At 37.0% G+C, this 15,675-nt stretch carries 15 protein-coding genes and 1 pseudogene; 13 read left to right on the plus strand and 3 right to left on the minus strand.

The genetic code is table 11. The annotated features are described in order from the left end of the window. Window positions 1-199 precede the first annotated feature (199 nt). Entirely contained in the window at window positions 200-910 is a 711-nt protein-coding gene (locus SAY88_RS01215; RefSeq protein WP_332628656.1) for a Crp/Fnr family transcriptional regulator, read from the plus strand. A gap of 332 nt (window positions 911-1,242) precedes the next feature. Then, window positions 1,243-2,433 carry an MFS transporter gene (locus SAY88_RS01220; RefSeq protein WP_431308825.1) on the plus strand — a complete coding sequence of 397 codons (1,191 nt, stop codon included), beginning with the start codon at window positions 1,243-1,245 and terminating at the stop codon, window positions 2,431-2,433. Window positions 2,434-2,546: 113 nt separating this feature from the next. Here SAY88_RS01220 and SAY88_RS01225 read toward each other — a convergent pair whose 3' ends face one another. Beyond that, window positions 2,547-3,347 (minus strand): deoxyribonuclease IV, encoded by an 801-nt coding sequence (locus tag SAY88_RS01225; protein ID WP_332628657.1) that lies wholly within the window; start codon window positions 3,345-3,347, stop codon window positions 2,547-2,549. A gap of 170 nt (window positions 3,348-3,517) precedes the next feature. Here SAY88_RS01225 and SAY88_RS01230 point away from each other — a divergent pair. Next, window positions 3,518-4,093, plus strand: a pseudogene (locus SAY88_RS01230) (peptide-methionine (S)-S-oxide reductase MsrA); the annotation flags it as partial. Window positions 4,094-4,106: 13 nt separating this feature from the next. Next, complete coding sequence (gene msrB, locus SAY88_RS01235; protein WP_332628658.1) at window positions 4,107-5,060, plus strand: peptide-methionine (R)-S-oxide reductase MsrB; 954 nt, start codon at window positions 4,107-4,109, stop codon at window positions 5,058-5,060. Between the two features lie 70 nt (window positions 5,061-5,130). Here the strand turns inward: msrB and SAY88_RS01240 are convergent, their stop codons facing one another. Next, entirely contained in the window at window positions 5,131-6,192 is a 1,062-nt protein-coding gene (locus SAY88_RS01240; protein ID WP_332628659.1) for an AbrB family transcriptional regulator, read from the minus strand. Window positions 6,193-6,388: 196 nt separating this feature from the next. On the opposite strand from SAY88_RS01240, the gene SAY88_RS01245 reads away from it, so the two are divergent. The 5 genes from SAY88_RS01245 to SAY88_RS01265 all read left to right on the plus strand — a co-directional run bounded on the left by SAY88_RS01245 (window position 6,389) and on the right by SAY88_RS01265 (window position 11,131). Further along, window positions 6,389-6,682 carry a Dabb family protein gene (locus tag SAY88_RS01245; RefSeq protein WP_332628660.1) on the plus strand — a complete coding sequence of 98 codons (294 nt, stop codon included), beginning with the start codon at window positions 6,389-6,391 and terminating at the stop codon, window positions 6,680-6,682. Window positions 6,683-6,871: 189 nt separating this feature from the next. Then, a complete protein-coding gene (locus tag SAY88_RS01250) occupies window positions 6,872-8,353 on the plus strand; it encodes a protein adenylyltransferase SelO (protein ID WP_332628661.1) in 1,482 nt (493 codons plus the stop codon). 242 nt (window positions 8,354-8,595) lie between these two features. Beyond that, window positions 8,596-9,495 carry an ABC transporter ATP-binding protein gene (locus SAY88_RS01255; RefSeq protein WP_250097613.1) on the plus strand — a complete coding sequence of 300 codons (900 nt, stop codon included), beginning with the start codon at window positions 8,596-8,598 and terminating at the stop codon, window positions 9,493-9,495. Next, complete coding sequence (locus tag SAY88_RS01260) at window positions 9,488-10,738, plus strand: ABC transporter permease (RefSeq protein WP_332628662.1); 1,251 nt, start codon at window positions 9,488-9,490, stop codon at window positions 10,736-10,738. Before SAY88_RS01255 ends, SAY88_RS01260 begins: the two co-directional genes overlap by 8 nt. An 87-nt stretch (window positions 10,739-10,825) precedes the next feature. Beyond that, a complete protein-coding gene (locus SAY88_RS01265) occupies window positions 10,826-11,131 on the plus strand; it encodes an MGMT family protein (RefSeq protein WP_332628663.1) in 306 nt (101 codons plus the stop codon). A gap of 40 nt (window positions 11,132-11,171) precedes the next feature. Here the strand turns inward: SAY88_RS01265 and SAY88_RS01270 are convergent, their stop codons facing one another. Further along, on the minus strand, window positions 11,172-12,164 hold the full coding sequence (locus SAY88_RS01270; protein ID WP_332628664.1) for an aldo/keto reductase: 993 nt from the start codon (window positions 12,162-12,164) through the stop codon (window positions 11,172-11,174). A 176-nt stretch (window positions 12,165-12,340) separates the two neighbouring features. Between SAY88_RS01270 and SAY88_RS01275 the strand changes: the two genes are divergently transcribed. The 4 genes from SAY88_RS01275 (at window position 12,341) to SAY88_RS01290 (ending at window position 15,666) form a co-directional block, all read left to right on the plus strand. Further along, window positions 12,341-12,649: a hypothetical protein gene (locus tag SAY88_RS01275; protein WP_332628665.1), complete on the plus strand. Its 309-nt coding sequence runs from the start codon at window positions 12,341-12,343 to the stop codon at window positions 12,647-12,649. 350 nt (window positions 12,650-12,999) lie between these two features. Further along, entirely contained in the window at window positions 13,000-14,163 is a 1,164-nt protein-coding gene (locus SAY88_RS01280) for an LL-diaminopimelate aminotransferase (protein WP_332628666.1), read from the plus strand. Between the two features lie 149 nt (window positions 14,164-14,312). Then, complete coding sequence (locus SAY88_RS01285) at window positions 14,313-14,477, plus strand: hypothetical protein (RefSeq protein WP_332628667.1); 165 nt, start codon at window positions 14,313-14,315, stop codon at window positions 14,475-14,477. Between the two features lie 454 nt (window positions 14,478-14,931). After that, the gene (locus SAY88_RS01290) at window positions 14,932-15,666 is read left to right on the plus strand and encodes a gamma-glutamyl-gamma-aminobutyrate hydrolase family protein (RefSeq protein WP_332628668.1); all 735 of its coding nucleotides are present in this window, start codon (window positions 14,932-14,934) and stop codon (window positions 15,664-15,666) included. Window positions 15,667-15,675: the final 9 nt, after the last annotated feature.

A 15,675-nucleotide genomic window follows, 5' to 3' on the forward strand; every position in this document is an offset into this window, starting at 1 on the left:
ACAACCTTTCTTCTATATAGTGTAACAAATCTATAGAAACTTAACTAAGTTGTGTCCATGAAACTATACTAGCATCACTAATGGACTTATAATACGTTATTACCATTAATATTAACCATTTAGTAATAATCCAATTTACTTCCTTTTCTATAGGTGTTAGGATATATAAAGTTAACTTAAAATTGTGAGGAGGGAAACAATGGAAAAAAAAGAACAAAGAATGGTCCATTTTTTTGAACAGTTAAGTACAGAAAATAAACAATTAATGCTTTCAAAAGGAACGAAAATTAAGGTGCAGTCAGGTTTTGTTCTTTTTTCCGAAGGGGATTCCCCAAAATACATGTATTTAGTGTTGTCAGGCTTGGTTCGATTAAGTAAGATGACTTCAGAGGGAAAGGAATTCTCCTTGAGCCTTCTTCAAAGAGATGAATTAGTGGGTGAGGCAGGCTTATTTAATGAATTATCTGTTGCTGTAACAGCAACAGTAGAAGAAGATGCTGAATTGATACGTTACGATCGTTCGATAATCGAGAAGTTATTTATTGAGAATGGAGAACTAGCTGTAGCGTTTATGAAGTGGTCAGCCATCCAAAATCAATCAACACAGTCAAAGTTTCGTGATCTTATTTTGTGTGGTAAAAAGGGTGGTTTGTACTCAACGCTCATCCGTTTTAGTAACTCTTATGGAGTAGAGCATGATGAAGGTGTCTTAATCAATGTAAATTTAACTAATATTGAAATTGCCAATTATATCGGTACTACCCGTGAAGGGGTAAACCGCATGATGAATGAGTTAAAAAAAGAAGAAATCATTTTTTATGAGAACAATCACATTGTTATCCGTGATATTCAGTATTTAAAAGACTTTTTGCAATGTGGCGATTGCCCAGTTGAAATTTGTACGATTTAGAGAAGCAGTTAGTTAGGGTTACCTTGCTAACTGTTTTTTCTATTATATAAACTTCGGATTCGGAAAAAAACTATAAAAGGATTGCTTTTATGTGTGTTATAGAAGTTAACATACGTATTAAACTTCTCTATAAATTAAAAATCAAACCCTAGAAAGAACAAGCTTTATACGGTTTTAAATTGGTATTAAGTTAATAACTCCAAATTAAATAGTTTGTAATAATATCTGACAATATAATAGATAATTTAGAATTTTTAAACTAGACTTTACTCTATGCTAATCATAAACATATAAATCAAATATTTCTTTAAACAGCTAGAGGAGGGTTTTAGGTGCAAGCTCGTGGACAAACAGCTGCATTAGTATTATCAACCGTTGCAATGGTGATTTCATTTGCCGTTTGGTCGGTATTTTCACCAATTGCTTCGACTTTACAAGAACAATATCAATTAACCGAGACCCAAAGAAGTTTTATTATTGTCATACCAATTTTATTAGGATCTGTTATGCGTATTCCAATGGGAATTATTGCAGATAAATACGGGGCAAGAAAAGTATATACGTTAACAATGCTTTTTAGTGTGCTTCCGATGTTTGCTGCTGGCTTTGCAAACTCCTATGGTGCTTTACTCTTTTGGGCGTTTTTAATCGGGATGGCAGGTACAACTTTTACAATAGCGATAACGTATGTGACAAAATGGTTTCCAGCTGAGAAACAGGGATTGGTTTTAGGGATTATTGGTATTGGTAATTTAGGAACTGCCGTTGCATCCTTTACAGTTCCTTCAATCGTGAATCTTTTTGGATTACAATGGGCATTTTGGGGACTGGCGTTTGCCCTTAGTATCATGACCGTCGTTTTTTGGCTAGGAACAAAAGAATTACCAAAACCAAAAGAAGTCAAGACATTAAAAGATGCACTTTCTGTTACAAAATATAAGGCTACTTGGGTATTATCCTTATATTACTTTTTAACTTTTGGTGGTTTTGTCGCATTTAGTTTTTATTTACCTACTTTATTGCAAGAAACATTTCATTTTTCACCAGTAGATGCGGGTTTAAATGTAGCTGTGTTTGTGGTTGCAGCTACCCTTATCAGACCAATAGGTGGGTATTTGGCGGATAAATTAGGAGCTAATCAAGTCATCATTTTTCTCTTTAGCGGAATCATTCTAAGTGCCTCTATCATGGCAATTAACTTGGATAATTTCTCTGTTTTTAGTATCAGCTGTATAGTGATGGCTCTTTTATTGGGAGCAGGGAATGGTGCAGTTTTCAAACTTGTTCCGGCTGTTTCTCCTAATAACACAGGAGCTGTCACTGGAATTATTAGTGCGATCGGTGGGATTGGAGGTTTTTTTCCGCCACTTGTTATGGGGATGGTAAAAGAAGTGACGGGAACATATAGTTCAGGTTTTATCTTGTTAGCTCTTTTTGCAGCAGGTTGTTTACTGATTAATGTTTTTTCTATTATTCGTACAAGTACGACTACTTTTCGAGCGAACAACGTAAATGAAAACTAGTCGATTTAGAGGGCACTGGTAATAACCTTTCTAGTGCCCTCTTTTCAATATAAAGTTGAGAAATAACTTAACAGCTAGAATCAAGATAATGCTGCTTCCTTCATCCATTGAATTTAAGTTTGATGAGTAGTCCCTTCATCTTTTGGCGTTTCTACAATAAAGGGGATATTAGTTAGCAAGCTTGATGTGAGAAGTTCACGAAGTTGCTCGACTTTTATTTGGCCAGATAATAGGTTTGCGTGTCGATCCTTTCGAGAAGAGAAAGAGTATTTTGAGTTATTAAAGTGAATGGCTTTTAAATGTGGGAAGTATTCTAAATCCATTCCCTTTTTCTCGAGTTCTTTCCAATTATCCCCGTTCCATATCCCACTTGCATATGCATGGCATGTATCAAAACAGAACCCTATCTTTTCTGGATATTCAGTTAGCTTCCGAACTTGAGTTAACTCCTCTAGCGTGATTCCCATATCGGTACCAGCCCCAGCGTTATTTTCTATAAGCAACTGTGCGTCTCCACTAAAATGCGATAGCACTTGATTAAGTATATCAATCTTTTTCTTGTAACCCTCTAAGGGTGGTAGCGTTTTTGTCGTACCAAAATGAACAACTACTCCAATGGAACCACAGGCTGCAGCTATTTCTAAATCGTTAATCAATGATAAAATAATCAGCTTTTCTAGTTCTTGATCTTCGGGTATCAGTTTAGTCGGATAAGGAGTATGTATAATAGACTTTATGTTATGCTTAGAACAAAAAGTTGCACACTGATGTGCATCGTCTTTATCATAGTCTTTAACGGTAATGCTCCGTGGATTTTTAGGGAAAAATTGAAAGGCCGTGGCTCCAAGACTATGAGCGGTTTTTGCAGCAGAATAATAACCATTTCGAATACTGACATGACTTCCAAAGTACATAACTTCTCACCTGCTTACTAACAATAGATTCATTTAGTATGAGAGGAACAATGTACATTCATTCATAAAACAAAGGAAAATGAGGTGTAAAGATGAACGAAGGTCAATTTTCTCGAAACGCTCCTATTGTTGAAACCATAACTCTTGGAATGGGTTGATTTTGGGGACCTGATGCTCGGTTCGGGCATCTTTCAGGCGTCATTCAAACACGTGTTGGTTATGCAGGAGGAACGAAAAATAACCCAACGTACAGACAAATGGGCGACCACACAGAAACTGTTGAAATAGACTTTGACCCTGCTTTGGTAAGCTTTGAACAATTATTAGATGTATTTTGGAGTCACCACCGTCCGAGGAAAGATGGGTATGGGGGACGTCAATACATGTCTCTTGTATTGTATCGGAACGAAAAACAAAAAAACCAAGCGACTTTTGTGAAAAATAGGATCGAGGAACGTCTCAAAACAGAAATAGAGACAGAGTTGAAACCCTTTGATCAATTTTTTCTTGCGGAGGAAAAACATCAAAAATATTACCTGAAACGTTATAAACAAGCTTATGAATCCGTTCTTCAATTATTTCAATCGCATGATGCATTCGTAAAATCAACCATTGCTGCTCGCCTAAATGGGTTTGTTCGTGAATTTGGAACATTAGGAGAACTAAATGAAGAGATTCAATATTGGGGTCTTGATGATCATGATATTGGATTATTAAAAGAAACCATCAATAAATTAAAGTGGTAAAGGTGAAAATTGTATGGAAGAATGTGCAATATTTGCAGGGGGACACTTTGGGTTTATGATGCAGCCTTTTGCTGAGTTGCCGGGAGTCGCGGAAATAACAGCAGGATATTCTGGAGGAGAGACAGAAGATCCATCTTATAACGACGTGATGTCAGGAGAAGCTGGTCACAGGCTTGTTGTTCGCATTTATTTTGATAAGGAAGTCCTACCGTATTCTAAATTACTAGATGTATTTTGGAGGGCTATTGATCCTACAGATGCGACTGGGCAATTCAAGGATCGAGGAAAACCATTTCAAACAGCTATTTTTTACCATAACCTAAAACAAAAAACACAAGCTCAACAGTCTAAAGAAAAATTAAAAAATAGCGATATATTCGATAAACCCATTGTGACCTGTTTGTTGGAAGCTAAACCGTTCTATCGTGCTGAAGAAAAGCATCAGTTTTATTATAAAAAGATACCATTTCACTATCATCACCTTTACAAATGCTCTGGCAGAAATGCTTTTTTCACCCGATATTGGCAAGTGAAAAAAGAAGATCCTCGTCTTAAAAAATTAACACCTATTCAGTATGACGTTACACAAAAAAATGCTACGGAATCTCCGTTTGAAAACAAGTATGACCAGTTTAAAAAAGATGGGATCTTCGTTGATATTATTTCAGGTGAACCACTGTTTTCTTCAACGGATAAGTATGACTGTGGGTGCGGTTGGCCAACATTTTCCAAACCGCTTGCATCTTTTCATTTAATAGAACGGCTAGATCAGTCACACAGAATGATCAGGACCGAAGTAAGAAGCAAAATAGGGAACTCGCACCTTGGGCATGTGTTTGAGGACGGACCAAAAGAACTAGGGGGAAGAAGATATTGTATTAATTCTGCAGCCTTGCGTTTTATAGCAAAGGAAAATTTTAAAAATGAGGGGTATGGAGAATATACGGTTCTATTTATCTCAAACTGACATATTTTCGAACATGAAAGAGGGAGTCTCAAAAGGTCAAAATCAGACCTTTGAGACTCCGCTTTGTTTCTTATGCTGCATTTTGTTTCACGTTTTTTCTAAAATACCATTTTAAAAATGGGGGGACGAACGTAATAATGAGGAGGATTCTAACAAGTTGAAAGGCACTGACAATGGCCGGATCTGCTCCTACAATGGATGCAGTTAACACCATTTCAATTAACCCTCCTGGAGCAATGCTTAATATCGCTGTCGCAAGATCTAAAGATGTCAATTGAGCTAATAAGATACCTAATCCAAAAGATATAGTAATCAGACTGATAGACACCCCAAAATAAACAAGGCTATATTTACCGCCCATTTTTAAATCAGAAAAGGAGATGTTTTTACCAAGGCCGATTCCTACAGCCATTTGAGCAAGGATTAAAAAGGTGTTAGGAACAGATGGTAAGTCAATCGTACTTATATTTAGAATTGCAGTTAATGCAAGGGGACCTATTACGATTCCAGCTGGAATTTTATTTCGGCATAACCATCCAGCAAGAACAGGAAGGATAAACCAAGCATAGCTCCAACCACCAACCGCAGGTTCGGTTGATTCGAAGAGGCCTGAAGCAGATGACCCAACTTGAGTAAAATAGAAAATAATCGTTGTTGGAACAACAAATAAGACCGTAATCAAACGTACGGTTTGAAAAATAACAACTAATGAAGATCTTGCATTCAGGGATTCACTAGCAATAACCATTTCGGTTAAACCCCCAGGAATAGAGCCGAATGCGCTAGTTACTTTATCAACATCGATCCACTTTGTAATAACAGAACTAATAAAGATACTTGCAGCGATAAGAGCAACGGTTAACACAACAAAGGTTACCAGATAAGGACCTATAGATGAGAAAGTTTGGACAGTAAAGTACATTCCAAAATAAATACCAAGAACAATTAATCCACTATTTTTAACTGTACTTGGCCAATAGGCTTGCCGTTTTGTGAACCCTTGCCAAAGCATAACAAAGGTTAATGGCCCTAACACCCAAGGCAGAGGGAGATTACCTAGATTAAATAAGTAGCCGCCTATAAGACCGATAAAAAATGTTTCCATTAAACGTAAAAACTTTGTTGTATACATATAAAAACCCCTTTATAAACAAACAAGGATATACAAATTATACCATACTCTCAGCCATTTCGCCTTTCGAAATAATCGGTTTTTTGTTAATCGGTATAGAGTCGAGTATATCCAAAGCATGATTATTGCATCTGTACCAGTTGTTCGTTAAAATATAGTTTGGTAAATAAATGAAAAGCAGGAAGAAGGAATTAGTATGATTAATCGTACCGTTTTAGTGAAATTTGGAGACGCAACAACTCCAGAGCAATTACAAGAAGTAGTAGACCGTTTTAAAGCGTTAAAGAACCATTTAACAGGGATTGTCGACCTTCAAGCTGGGCTAAATATTGCTGAGAAAAGCAAGGAATATCAAGTTGTGCTCACTGTTCGATTTGAGGACAAAGCTGCACTTGATGCATATGTGGAAAACGCCGAACACCAAGCTGTAGCAGCCTTTATTAGAGAAGTTGGAAGAGTGGACAGCATTGGCGTTGATTTCGAAATATAACTAGTACATACGTTACGCCAGCTATGAATGTTTCTCATAGCTGGCGTTTTCCATAATATCAACTCTCACATCATGACTTAAATGGCAACCAAGGAAAGAATAATCAAAGAACTGAAGCAAAGACTATAAAAGCTAACCTTAAACAGGTAAATCATACGGCAAAAGATAAAGTTTTTTAAAGGAGATATAATGACAGATACAGCGAATAATTCAAACAATGAAACAGGATGGAATTTAGATAATAGTTATGCTCAGCTTCCTAAAGTGTTTTTTTCTACAATTGATTTAAACCCAGTACGTTCCCCAGAATTAGTGATTTTTAACGAACGTTTAGCGGAATCGTTAGGAATGAACAGCAAGGACCTTCGGAGTGATACGGGTGTCGAAGTTTTCGCTGGCAATCAGGCTCCAAATCATTCTATTCCACTCGCCCAAGCTTATGGAGGGCATCAATTTGGGCATTTTACCATGTTAGGTGATGGTAGAGCTCTCTTAATAGGTGAACAAATGACTCCTCAAGGGGCGCGTTTTGATATCCAACTAAAGGGTTCAGGAAGAACGCCTTACTCTCGCGGAGGTGATGGACGAGCGACTTTAGGACCGATGCTTCGGGAATATATTATGAGTGAAGCGATGCACGCATTAGGCATTCCTACAACTCGGAGCCTAGCGGTAGTGACAACTGGTGAGTCTGTATATCGGGAAACCGAACTCCCTGGTGCCATTCTTACTCGTGTCGGAGCGAGTCACATTCGTATTGGTACGTTTCAATATGCCGCAAAATGGGGCTCCGTCGATGAACTAAAAACGTTAGCCGATTATACACTACAACGGCACTTTCCAGACGTTGAAATGGATGATAACCGTTATCTTTCTCTTTTGAAGGAGGTAATAAAACTTCAGGCTTCACTTATTGCTAAATGGCAGCTCGTTGGCTTTATTCACGGGGTGATGAACACAGATAACATGACAATAAGCGGTGAGACGATTGACTATGGCCCTTGTGCTTTCATGGATACGTATGATCCGGAAACCGTATTTAGTTCGATAGATATTCACGGCCGTTATGCGTATGGCAATCAATCCAAAATAGGTGCATGGAATTTGGCAAGATTTGCTGAATCATTATTACCGTTGTTACATGACGATCAAGAGCGGGCTGTCGAAATAGCTCAAGATGCCATTTCAGAATTTGCTAATTTGTATCGCACTCATTGGCTCAATGGAATGAGAGCAAAACTGGGGCTATTTACTGAAGAGGAACAGGATGAGTCTCTAATTGATGAACTCCTTAGCATCATGGATACGTATCGCGTTGACTATACGAATACATTTGTTGCTTTAACTTTTGAAAAGTTCGGGGATTCGATTCTATCTGGAAAAGAGGAATTTAATGAATGGTATAACAGACTGCAGGAAAGACGAAGCAGACAAGAGGAATCAAAAGAAGATTCTCAACAATTGATGAAACGAAGCAACCCTGCGATCATTCCTAGAAACCACCGAGTAGAAGAAGCACTAGATGCCGCGGTGGAAAAAAGAGATTATGGTGTAATGGAGAGACTTCTTAATGTTCTTTCAGATCCGTATGCTCACTCCCCTGAACAAGTTGAATATTCAAAGCTGCCTGAGCCTTCAAATCGGCCTTACCGTACGTTTTGTGGTACATGAAAAATAGTTTGTAATGAAATAAGACTCCGTCTGTTCTCTATTTCCTTTTGAGAGAAGAAACCAATTCCTTTCATTGATTGTCCTAAAAGGAAACTACGTCTTTTAGGACAATCCCTATTCCTTTTTGTAAGATAGTTGAAACTTTTCTTTTGCTTGTACGTAAAAAAGAAATATGAATCTACGATAACTTCAAAATAATGGTAGAATTGCTATAGCTATTAATGGGAAAGGATTGGGTAAGGATGACTTTATTATTAAAAAACGTCACAAAACGATTTGGCACCTTCACCGCAGTGAATGATTTATCACTTGAAGTACCAGCCAAAGAGATGTTTGGTTTCTTAGGTGCAAATGGTGCCGGAAAGACCACTACATTTCGTATGATATTAGGTTTGTTAGATCAGACTGAGGGGAAGATTACGTGGGATGGGAAAGAAATTAATTATTCCACAACACCAGAGATCGGTTATCTCCCTGAAGAACGCGGATTATATCCAAAAATGAAAGTAATTGACCAAATTATTTATCTTGCTCGCTTACGAGGAATGAAAAAACAAGAGATAGTAAAAGAGTTGGACCTTTGGCTAGAGCGTTTTAATGTACCGGAATACAAGAACAAAAAAGTTGAAGAACTTTCAAAAGGGAATCAGCAAAAAATTCAATTTATTGCAGCCGTTATACATAAACCAAAACTTCTCATTTTAGATGAACCATTCAGTGGCTTAGATCCTGTTAATGTAGAACTATTAAAAGAAGCGGTAAAAGAAATAAAAGAAAGTGGAACGACAATTGTTTTCTCAAGTCATCGAATGGAGCATGTTGAAGAATTATGTGAAAACCTTTGTATTATGCATCACGGTGTACCTGTTGTTCATGGCGAATTAAGGTCTATTAAACGTTCATTTGGGAAGAAAAATATTTCTATCCATGCTGATTTCGACTTATCCATGTTAGAGGCAATACCTGGTGTCTTAAAGTCGAAAAAAACAACAGAAGGTATCCACTTACAAGTTGAATCAGAATCTATAGCAGAAGATGTGTTTAAAAAAGTCGTTTCAAAAGGCTTTGTCAGGAAGTTTGAACTAGAGGAACCTTCTTTGCATGATATTTTCATTGAAAAGGTGGGGACTTCTTATGAGTAATTTTTGGATCATGCTTGGACATGCGTATCTTTCTAAACTAAAGGCTAAATCTTTCATTGTGACAACGATATTATTAGCGGTAGGAATCGCTATTATGGCGAATATTGGATTAATCATAGATTCATTTCAGGGTGAAGACAGAACGGATCAAGTTGCCATTATTGATGAAACGGGTCAATTATTTCCAGTTCTTGAAGATGAAATGAATATGTTAAATGAGAATATAGATTTGGTATTAACAACAGCTTCACGAGTAGAATTAGAAACGGAAGTAGAAGCAGGAACGTATGCAGGACTTTTAATCTTATCGTTTGGTTCAGATCAATTACCAACAGCGGTCTATATATCTCCTTCATTATCTGGAAATCTAATTACTTCTACTCTCCAAGCTGCACTTGGGCATATCCAATCAACTATTGCCGCTTCGCAACTGGATCTTTCAATGGAGGAATTAGCGCTTCTTAATGCTCCTGTAATGTTTACCCAAGAGTCACTCAATGAAGGAGCTAGGTCAGCAGAGGAATTAAATCAGGCAAGAGGGATTGTATACATTCTATTATTCTTTATTTATTTCTCAGTCATCATGTACGCAAACATGATTGCTACTGAAGTTGCTACGGAAAAATCTTCACGAGTCATGGAAATCTTGATTTCAAGTGTCTCACCTGTTAAGCAAATGTTTGCAAAAATTATTGGGATTGGTTTTGTTGGGTTAACACAGTTAACGGTATTGCTTCTAGTTGGCTACTTATCCATAATGAGAAACCAAGAAGCACTTGTTGGAGGATTCTTTGATGTGTTTGGATTCGGTGATCTATCAGCTGCGATTATAATTTATGCTATTGTCTTCTTTTTGTTGGGATATTTTCTATATGCTACTCTTGCAGCATTATTAGGCTCACTTGTTAGTCGAATTGAAGATGTACAGCAAATGATTTTACCGATGACGTTCTTAGTTATGATTGGATTCTTTATCGCCATGTTTGGATTAGGTATGCCTGAGTCGACATTCGTTACAGTTACCTCTTATATACCATTCTTTACACCAATGGTTATGTTCCTTCGGGTTGGCATGTTAAACATTCCTCCTGTTGAACCAATTTTAGGCATTGTTGTGTTGCTTGTATCAATCGTCATCCTTGCTATTTTCGGTGCCAGAATCTATCGTGGCGGGGTATTAATGTATGGAAAATCAAATTCATTTAAAGATATTAAAAAAGCAATTGAATTAACGAAAAAATAAAGCTTATAAAGAACGAATATTAGTAAGAGCGGTGGAATAAGTTCATATTTCCATTGCTCTTTTTTCAAAAGGAAAGGAAGAGAAAAGATGCAACCATTTACTGAGCGTGTACTTGACATAATCGTGCACATTCCAAAAGGTAAAGTGATGACATATGGGCAAATTGCCAAACTAGCTGGTAATCCAAGAGCAGCTAGACAGGTTGCTCGCATTCTTCATTCAATGAGTAAGAAGTATAAACTGCCATGGCACAGGGTGATAAACGCAAAAGGAGAAATAAGCCTTCTAGATGAAGAGTTACAAATAAATCAAACGATGGCACTAGAAGGAGAAGGGGTTCCGGTTATTAACAACAAGGTCGATTTAAATCAATTTCAATATAACCAAAAATAGATCAAAAAGGCCAAGCTATGCACCTTTTTGATCTGGCATGTTAAAGTTCCCTACGAAATTTTTCGATAAAACGAGTTGGATATTCTGAAGGTAAGGCACTCACTTCATTAAGTTCATTAAAATGTTCTTCTGAAAGCCTCCATCCGGTTGCACCAATATTTTCTTTATATTGTTCAAGTGTACGAGCACCAAATATTGGAGACGTAACACCTTCTTTCATTAATAGCCAATTTAACGAGACTTGTGCTGGCGTTTTTCCTATTTGTTTTGCAATTTCTTTTACTTTGTTAACAATATGAAAGTTACGAGCAAGTCCTTTGTTTTCCCAGCTTGATTCCCCTTGGAGCCCTTGCGACAATCGACCAAATGTTGGAGTTTCCAACCCTTCGTATTTTCCTGATAAAAAGCCACTTCCAAGAGGTCCCCACGGAAGAACACCAATGCCTTCTTCAATACATAATGACATGACTTCTCGATCCATTTCGCGATTGACTAGGCTATATTGCGGCTGTATGGAGATGAATTTAGCAAAGCCTTTTTGTTCACTGACAGACAAAGATTTCATTAGTTGCCAAGCTAAGAAGTTAGAACAACCAATATACCGTACTTTTCCAGATGAAATTAAATCATCAAGTGTTCGCAATGTTTCTTCAATAGGCGTTAATTGATCCCAAACATGAAGCTGGTACAAGTCGACATAATCTGTTTGTAATCGTTTTAAACTTGCTTCAATTCCATCCATTACTCGTTTACGTGAATAACCAACGTCATTAGGACGGTCTCCTACTTTCATACGTACTTTTGTAGCTAATATAACATCATGGCGCTTTTCTTTAATTGCCTTACCGACGATCTCTTCAGATGTTCCACCAACATAAACATCCGCTGTATCAATGAAGTTCCCGCCATCTTCTAGAAATTGATCAATCATTGTAATAGACTCATCTTCCGGTGTAGCTTTTCCGAATGTCATAGTACCAAGACATAATTCGGATACAACTAACCCACTTTTTCCAACCGTTTTATATTGCATGCGTCACCACTCCCTCAGAAAAGGTATGTATCGTTCATATTGTAGCAGTCTTTTTACTTCTTTGACAAAAATTACCCTTCTAAATTAGTTGGCAGTTTTATGGTGGATGATTCAAAAAGCTAGTCATAGACAATTTTTACGTGGAGGAGTCAATTACTTTTGTAGGAGGGATACTTATGATGAGCATTATTTGGTTCATTTTGGTCGGGGCACTTCTTTTCATTCTTATAGTTGGGAGTGGAATAGCATTTTTTATTTATAAAAGACGCTATAAAACAGCAAGTTCGAATCAATCATTAATTATTACAGGGCCTAAGTTAGGTGACCCAAAAGAGGATACCCGCATCTTTGGTGATGAAAACGGTCGTAGTTTAAAGATTGTTCGTGGCGGAGGAATCAGGTTAAAGTTATTCCAGACATGTATGGGGCTGCAAAAATTACGAACAATATTACAAAGACAATGCTTGGCTTGCAAGAAAGCCTGAAAGAAAGTACGGGAATGGATTTAAAGAGTATGCTTGAAACATTTATGTCATGAGGAAATACTCATACTGTAAATAAAGAAAGTGAAGGATTTACTAAAAGTGAAAGTGAGCTAGACATAAAGCCTGAGGGAGACCATCCTGATCATACTCAAATCGTAATTAAATCTATAGGGAAGTCTCAAAAGTCCGGAACAGAGCTGACAATGGTTTTGGGGATGTGCTAAAAGGTCAAAAGCAGAACCTTTGGAACATCCCCATTTTCTTTTTCAAGGGGTAGGACTTACAGTTTGTCCAATTACTGATATAATATTAAACATTACATAGAATTTGCCAAGGGAGTGGAATGAATCATGGCGATTGCTTTATCTAAAAAGATGAATGCTTTTCAGACGAGTATTTTTAATGAGCTAAACACATATAAAAGTAAAAAAATACAAGAGGGGCAACAAATGATTGACTTAAGTATTGGTAGCCCCGACTTGCCGCCTCCTAGTTTTGTAATAGAAGAGCTAGCTTCAAAAGTAAAGGACCCGAATTTGTACCGTTATTCTCTAGAAGGAACATCAGAATTTCTTACTGCTGTAGCAAACTATTACCACAGACAATATGAGGTCTCTATTCAACATAAAAAAGAAGCCTTGATGGTCATGGGGTCACAAGATGGACTCGTACATCTCCCATCAGTCATTACAGACCCGGGGGATATAATCCTAGTTCCAAATCCAGGTTATACAGCGTATGCTGCAGGAATTTCATTAGCAGAAGCTGTTCCATATTCGATGCCAGTTCGTCAGGAAAATCAATTTTTACCAGACTTGGATTCAATTCCAGAAGAAGTTCGCCAAAAAGCAAAAATGATGATCGTAAACTTCCCAGGAAATCCAGTACCAGCTATGGCGACGAAGGGATTTTTTGAAAAGGTCGTTGATTTTGCTAGGAAATATAACATTATTGTCCTTCATGATTTTGCTTACTCTGAGTTATATTACGATAGAAAACCAATTAGTTTCTTATCTGTTAATGGAGCTAAAGAGGTAGGAATTGAATTTAACTCTTTATCAAAAAGCTTTAATATGGCGGGATGTAGAATCGGATATGTTGTAGGGAATGAATATGTCATTCAAGGATTAAATCGGTTGAAATCAAACCTTGATTTCGGTGTATTTTTACCAATTCAATATGCAGCTATTCGGGCATTAGAAAACACCAATAATTTTAGCAACGAACTTAGGGAGATTTACAAACAACGACGTGACATTCTTGTCGATGGCTTACATTCTTTAGGCTGGAATGTTGATCGACCAAGTGCTTCCATGTTTATTTGGGCGAAGACTCCGAAAAACTATAGCTCAAAAGAATTTAGTTATAAATTAATGGATAAAACCGGAATTGTAACGATACCTGGAGTCGCTTTTGGATCTGAAGGTGAGGGCTATACACGCATTTCTCTTGTTCAACAAGAAGACGTGTTGAGATTGGCCGTAGATAGACTAAAAGAAAGTGGAATGTTTTAATGTATATATACAAGGTGTTCTTTCATATTATGGGAGAACACCTTTAGTTTTATTGGGCTCACGAAGCATAAAGAGGGTATAAATAAAACGAAATAATAAAACCTAATAATCTGAAGATGATTATTTACAAAAAGAAGAGAGGTCATTTGATGAATCAAGATTACGATAAAATCAGTAAAATTCAAGAAAAGCATAAGACTCCATATCTTGGAGGTACGAAAAAACCAAAGTTAGGTGTAGAAGATCAAAATGTATCAACGAACTCAGGCATCTCTGTTGGAGCAGAAGGCAGAGAGGTTAGAGAGAGGAAATAACATGATAGGGATTTTTCTTATGGGGTTGTTCATAAAGTGGAACAATCCCTTTCTCTTTTTTGCAACAAATCCCTAATGTAGAGCTGGATGTAGGACAAAATATTGAACCAAATGAATTAGCTTAGATAGTGGTTAATTATGGAGGGAATTTAAAAGTAAAACCGAATTAAAATTAGAGCTTTTATAAAAACGCATAAAAATTAGGTTTTCTATCAAGAAACTATGAAATTAAATAAATCCTAATAGGTTCATAAACTTTGGCTTGTTTCAAAATTTGTTACGACAAGAAGGATACCATGATGGATGCGTTTACAATCGGATATGATCAATAATTAGATGCTACAAATTAATAAAAATCGAATGTCTATTTATTCTATTCGAGGATTACGAATGGTTTCATCCTAGATCGCTTAAACTAACACAAAATAATTACAAAATGGGAGAAGATTTACAATTGAGAAACTCCAAACCAATTATTGGTATAACCAGTACTGTAGTAAATCATAATCAAATTCGCAGTATAAATTTACATGAAAAGTTTATTCGTGCGGTAATAAACGGAGGTGGGGTGCCTATTGTCATTCCAATAGCCAAGGATGAGTTAGCAGAAGAGTGGGTATCTGTATGTGATGGCATTATATTAAGCAATGGTGAAGATGTTGATCCGCATTCGTACGGTGCAGTCCCTGACCCTAAAATCCAAAAAACATATGGAAGACGTGACCAGTTGGAAATAGCGATTGTAAGACAAGCTCTAAACTATAACAGACCTATTTTAGGAATTTGTAGAGGTATCACTATGTTAAATGTCGCATTAGGCGGGACTGTTATTCAAGATATCGAAAAATTTAATCTAACTGCATTGAATCACTACCAACAAGCTGAACGGTCAGAGCCGACTCACGAAGTTTCAATTTCTGAAAGTAGCAGGTTATATAAAATGATCAACGCTAAAAACATTCGGGTTAACAGTATGCATCATCAGTCAATCGATCAACTATCAACCGATCTTAAACAAGTAGCTATGGCACCAGATGGTGTCATTGAAGCAGTAGAGGGAGTAAGAAAACATCCTTTTCTATTAGGGATTCAATGGCATCCGGAAGAAATGGCGACTGAAGATGTAAGAATGCAACAAATTTTCACAGACTTTATCGCTGAGTGCTGGATTGCAAACAGTGATTTATAACAGGAAGTG

Source organism: Halalkalibacter flavus (genome assembly GCF_036663575.1).
In the GTDB taxonomy this organism is placed as follows: Bacteria; Bacillota; Bacilli; order Bacillales; family Bacillaceae_D; genus Halalkalibacter; species Halalkalibacter flavus.

What these genes read in the sequence shown, in the direction of transcription:
- SAY88_RS01245 (WP_332628660.1), top strand. Translation starts at nt 6,389, where the DNA reads ATGATTAATCGTACCGTTTTAGTGAAATTTGGAGACGCAACAACTCCA.
- SAY88_RS01270 (WP_332628664.1), bottom strand. Translation starts at nt 12,164, where the DNA reads ATGCAATATAAAACGGTTGGAAAAAGTGGGTTAGTTGTATCCGAATTA.
- SAY88_RS01275 (WP_332628665.1), top strand. Translation starts at nt 12,341, where the DNA reads ATGATGAGCATTATTTGGTTCATTTTGGTCGGGGCACTTCTTTTCATT.
- SAY88_RS01215 (WP_332628656.1), top strand. Translation starts at nt 200, where the DNA reads ATGGAAAAAAAAGAACAAAGAATGGTCCATTTTTTTGAACAGTTAAGT.
- SAY88_RS01285 (WP_332628667.1), top strand. Translation starts at nt 14,313, where the DNA reads ATGAATCAAGATTACGATAAAATCAGTAAAATTCAAGAAAAGCATAAG.
- SAY88_RS01280 (WP_332628666.1), top strand. Translation starts at nt 13,000, where the DNA reads ATGGCGATTGCTTTATCTAAAAAGATGAATGCTTTTCAGACGAGTATT.
- SAY88_RS01225 (WP_332628657.1), bottom strand. Translation starts at nt 3,347, where the DNA reads ATGTACTTTGGAAGTCATGTCAGTATTCGAAATGGTTATTATTCTGCT.
- msrB (WP_332628658.1), top strand. Translation starts at nt 4,107, where the DNA reads ATGGAAGAATGTGCAATATTTGCAGGGGGACACTTTGGGTTTATGATG.
- SAY88_RS01250 (WP_332628661.1), top strand. Translation starts at nt 6,872, where the DNA reads ATGACAGATACAGCGAATAATTCAAACAATGAAACAGGATGGAATTTA.
- SAY88_RS01240 (WP_332628659.1), bottom strand. Translation starts at nt 6,192, where the DNA reads ATGTATACAACAAAGTTTTTACGTTTAATGGAAACATTTTTTATCGGT.
- SAY88_RS01255 (WP_250097613.1), top strand. Translation starts at nt 8,596, where the DNA reads ATGACTTTATTATTAAAAAACGTCACAAAACGATTTGGCACCTTCACC.
- SAY88_RS01265 (WP_332628663.1), top strand. Translation starts at nt 10,826, where the DNA reads ATGCAACCATTTACTGAGCGTGTACTTGACATAATCGTGCACATTCCA.
- SAY88_RS01260 (WP_332628662.1), top strand. Translation starts at nt 9,488, where the DNA reads ATGAGTAATTTTTGGATCATGCTTGGACATGCGTATCTTTCTAAACTA.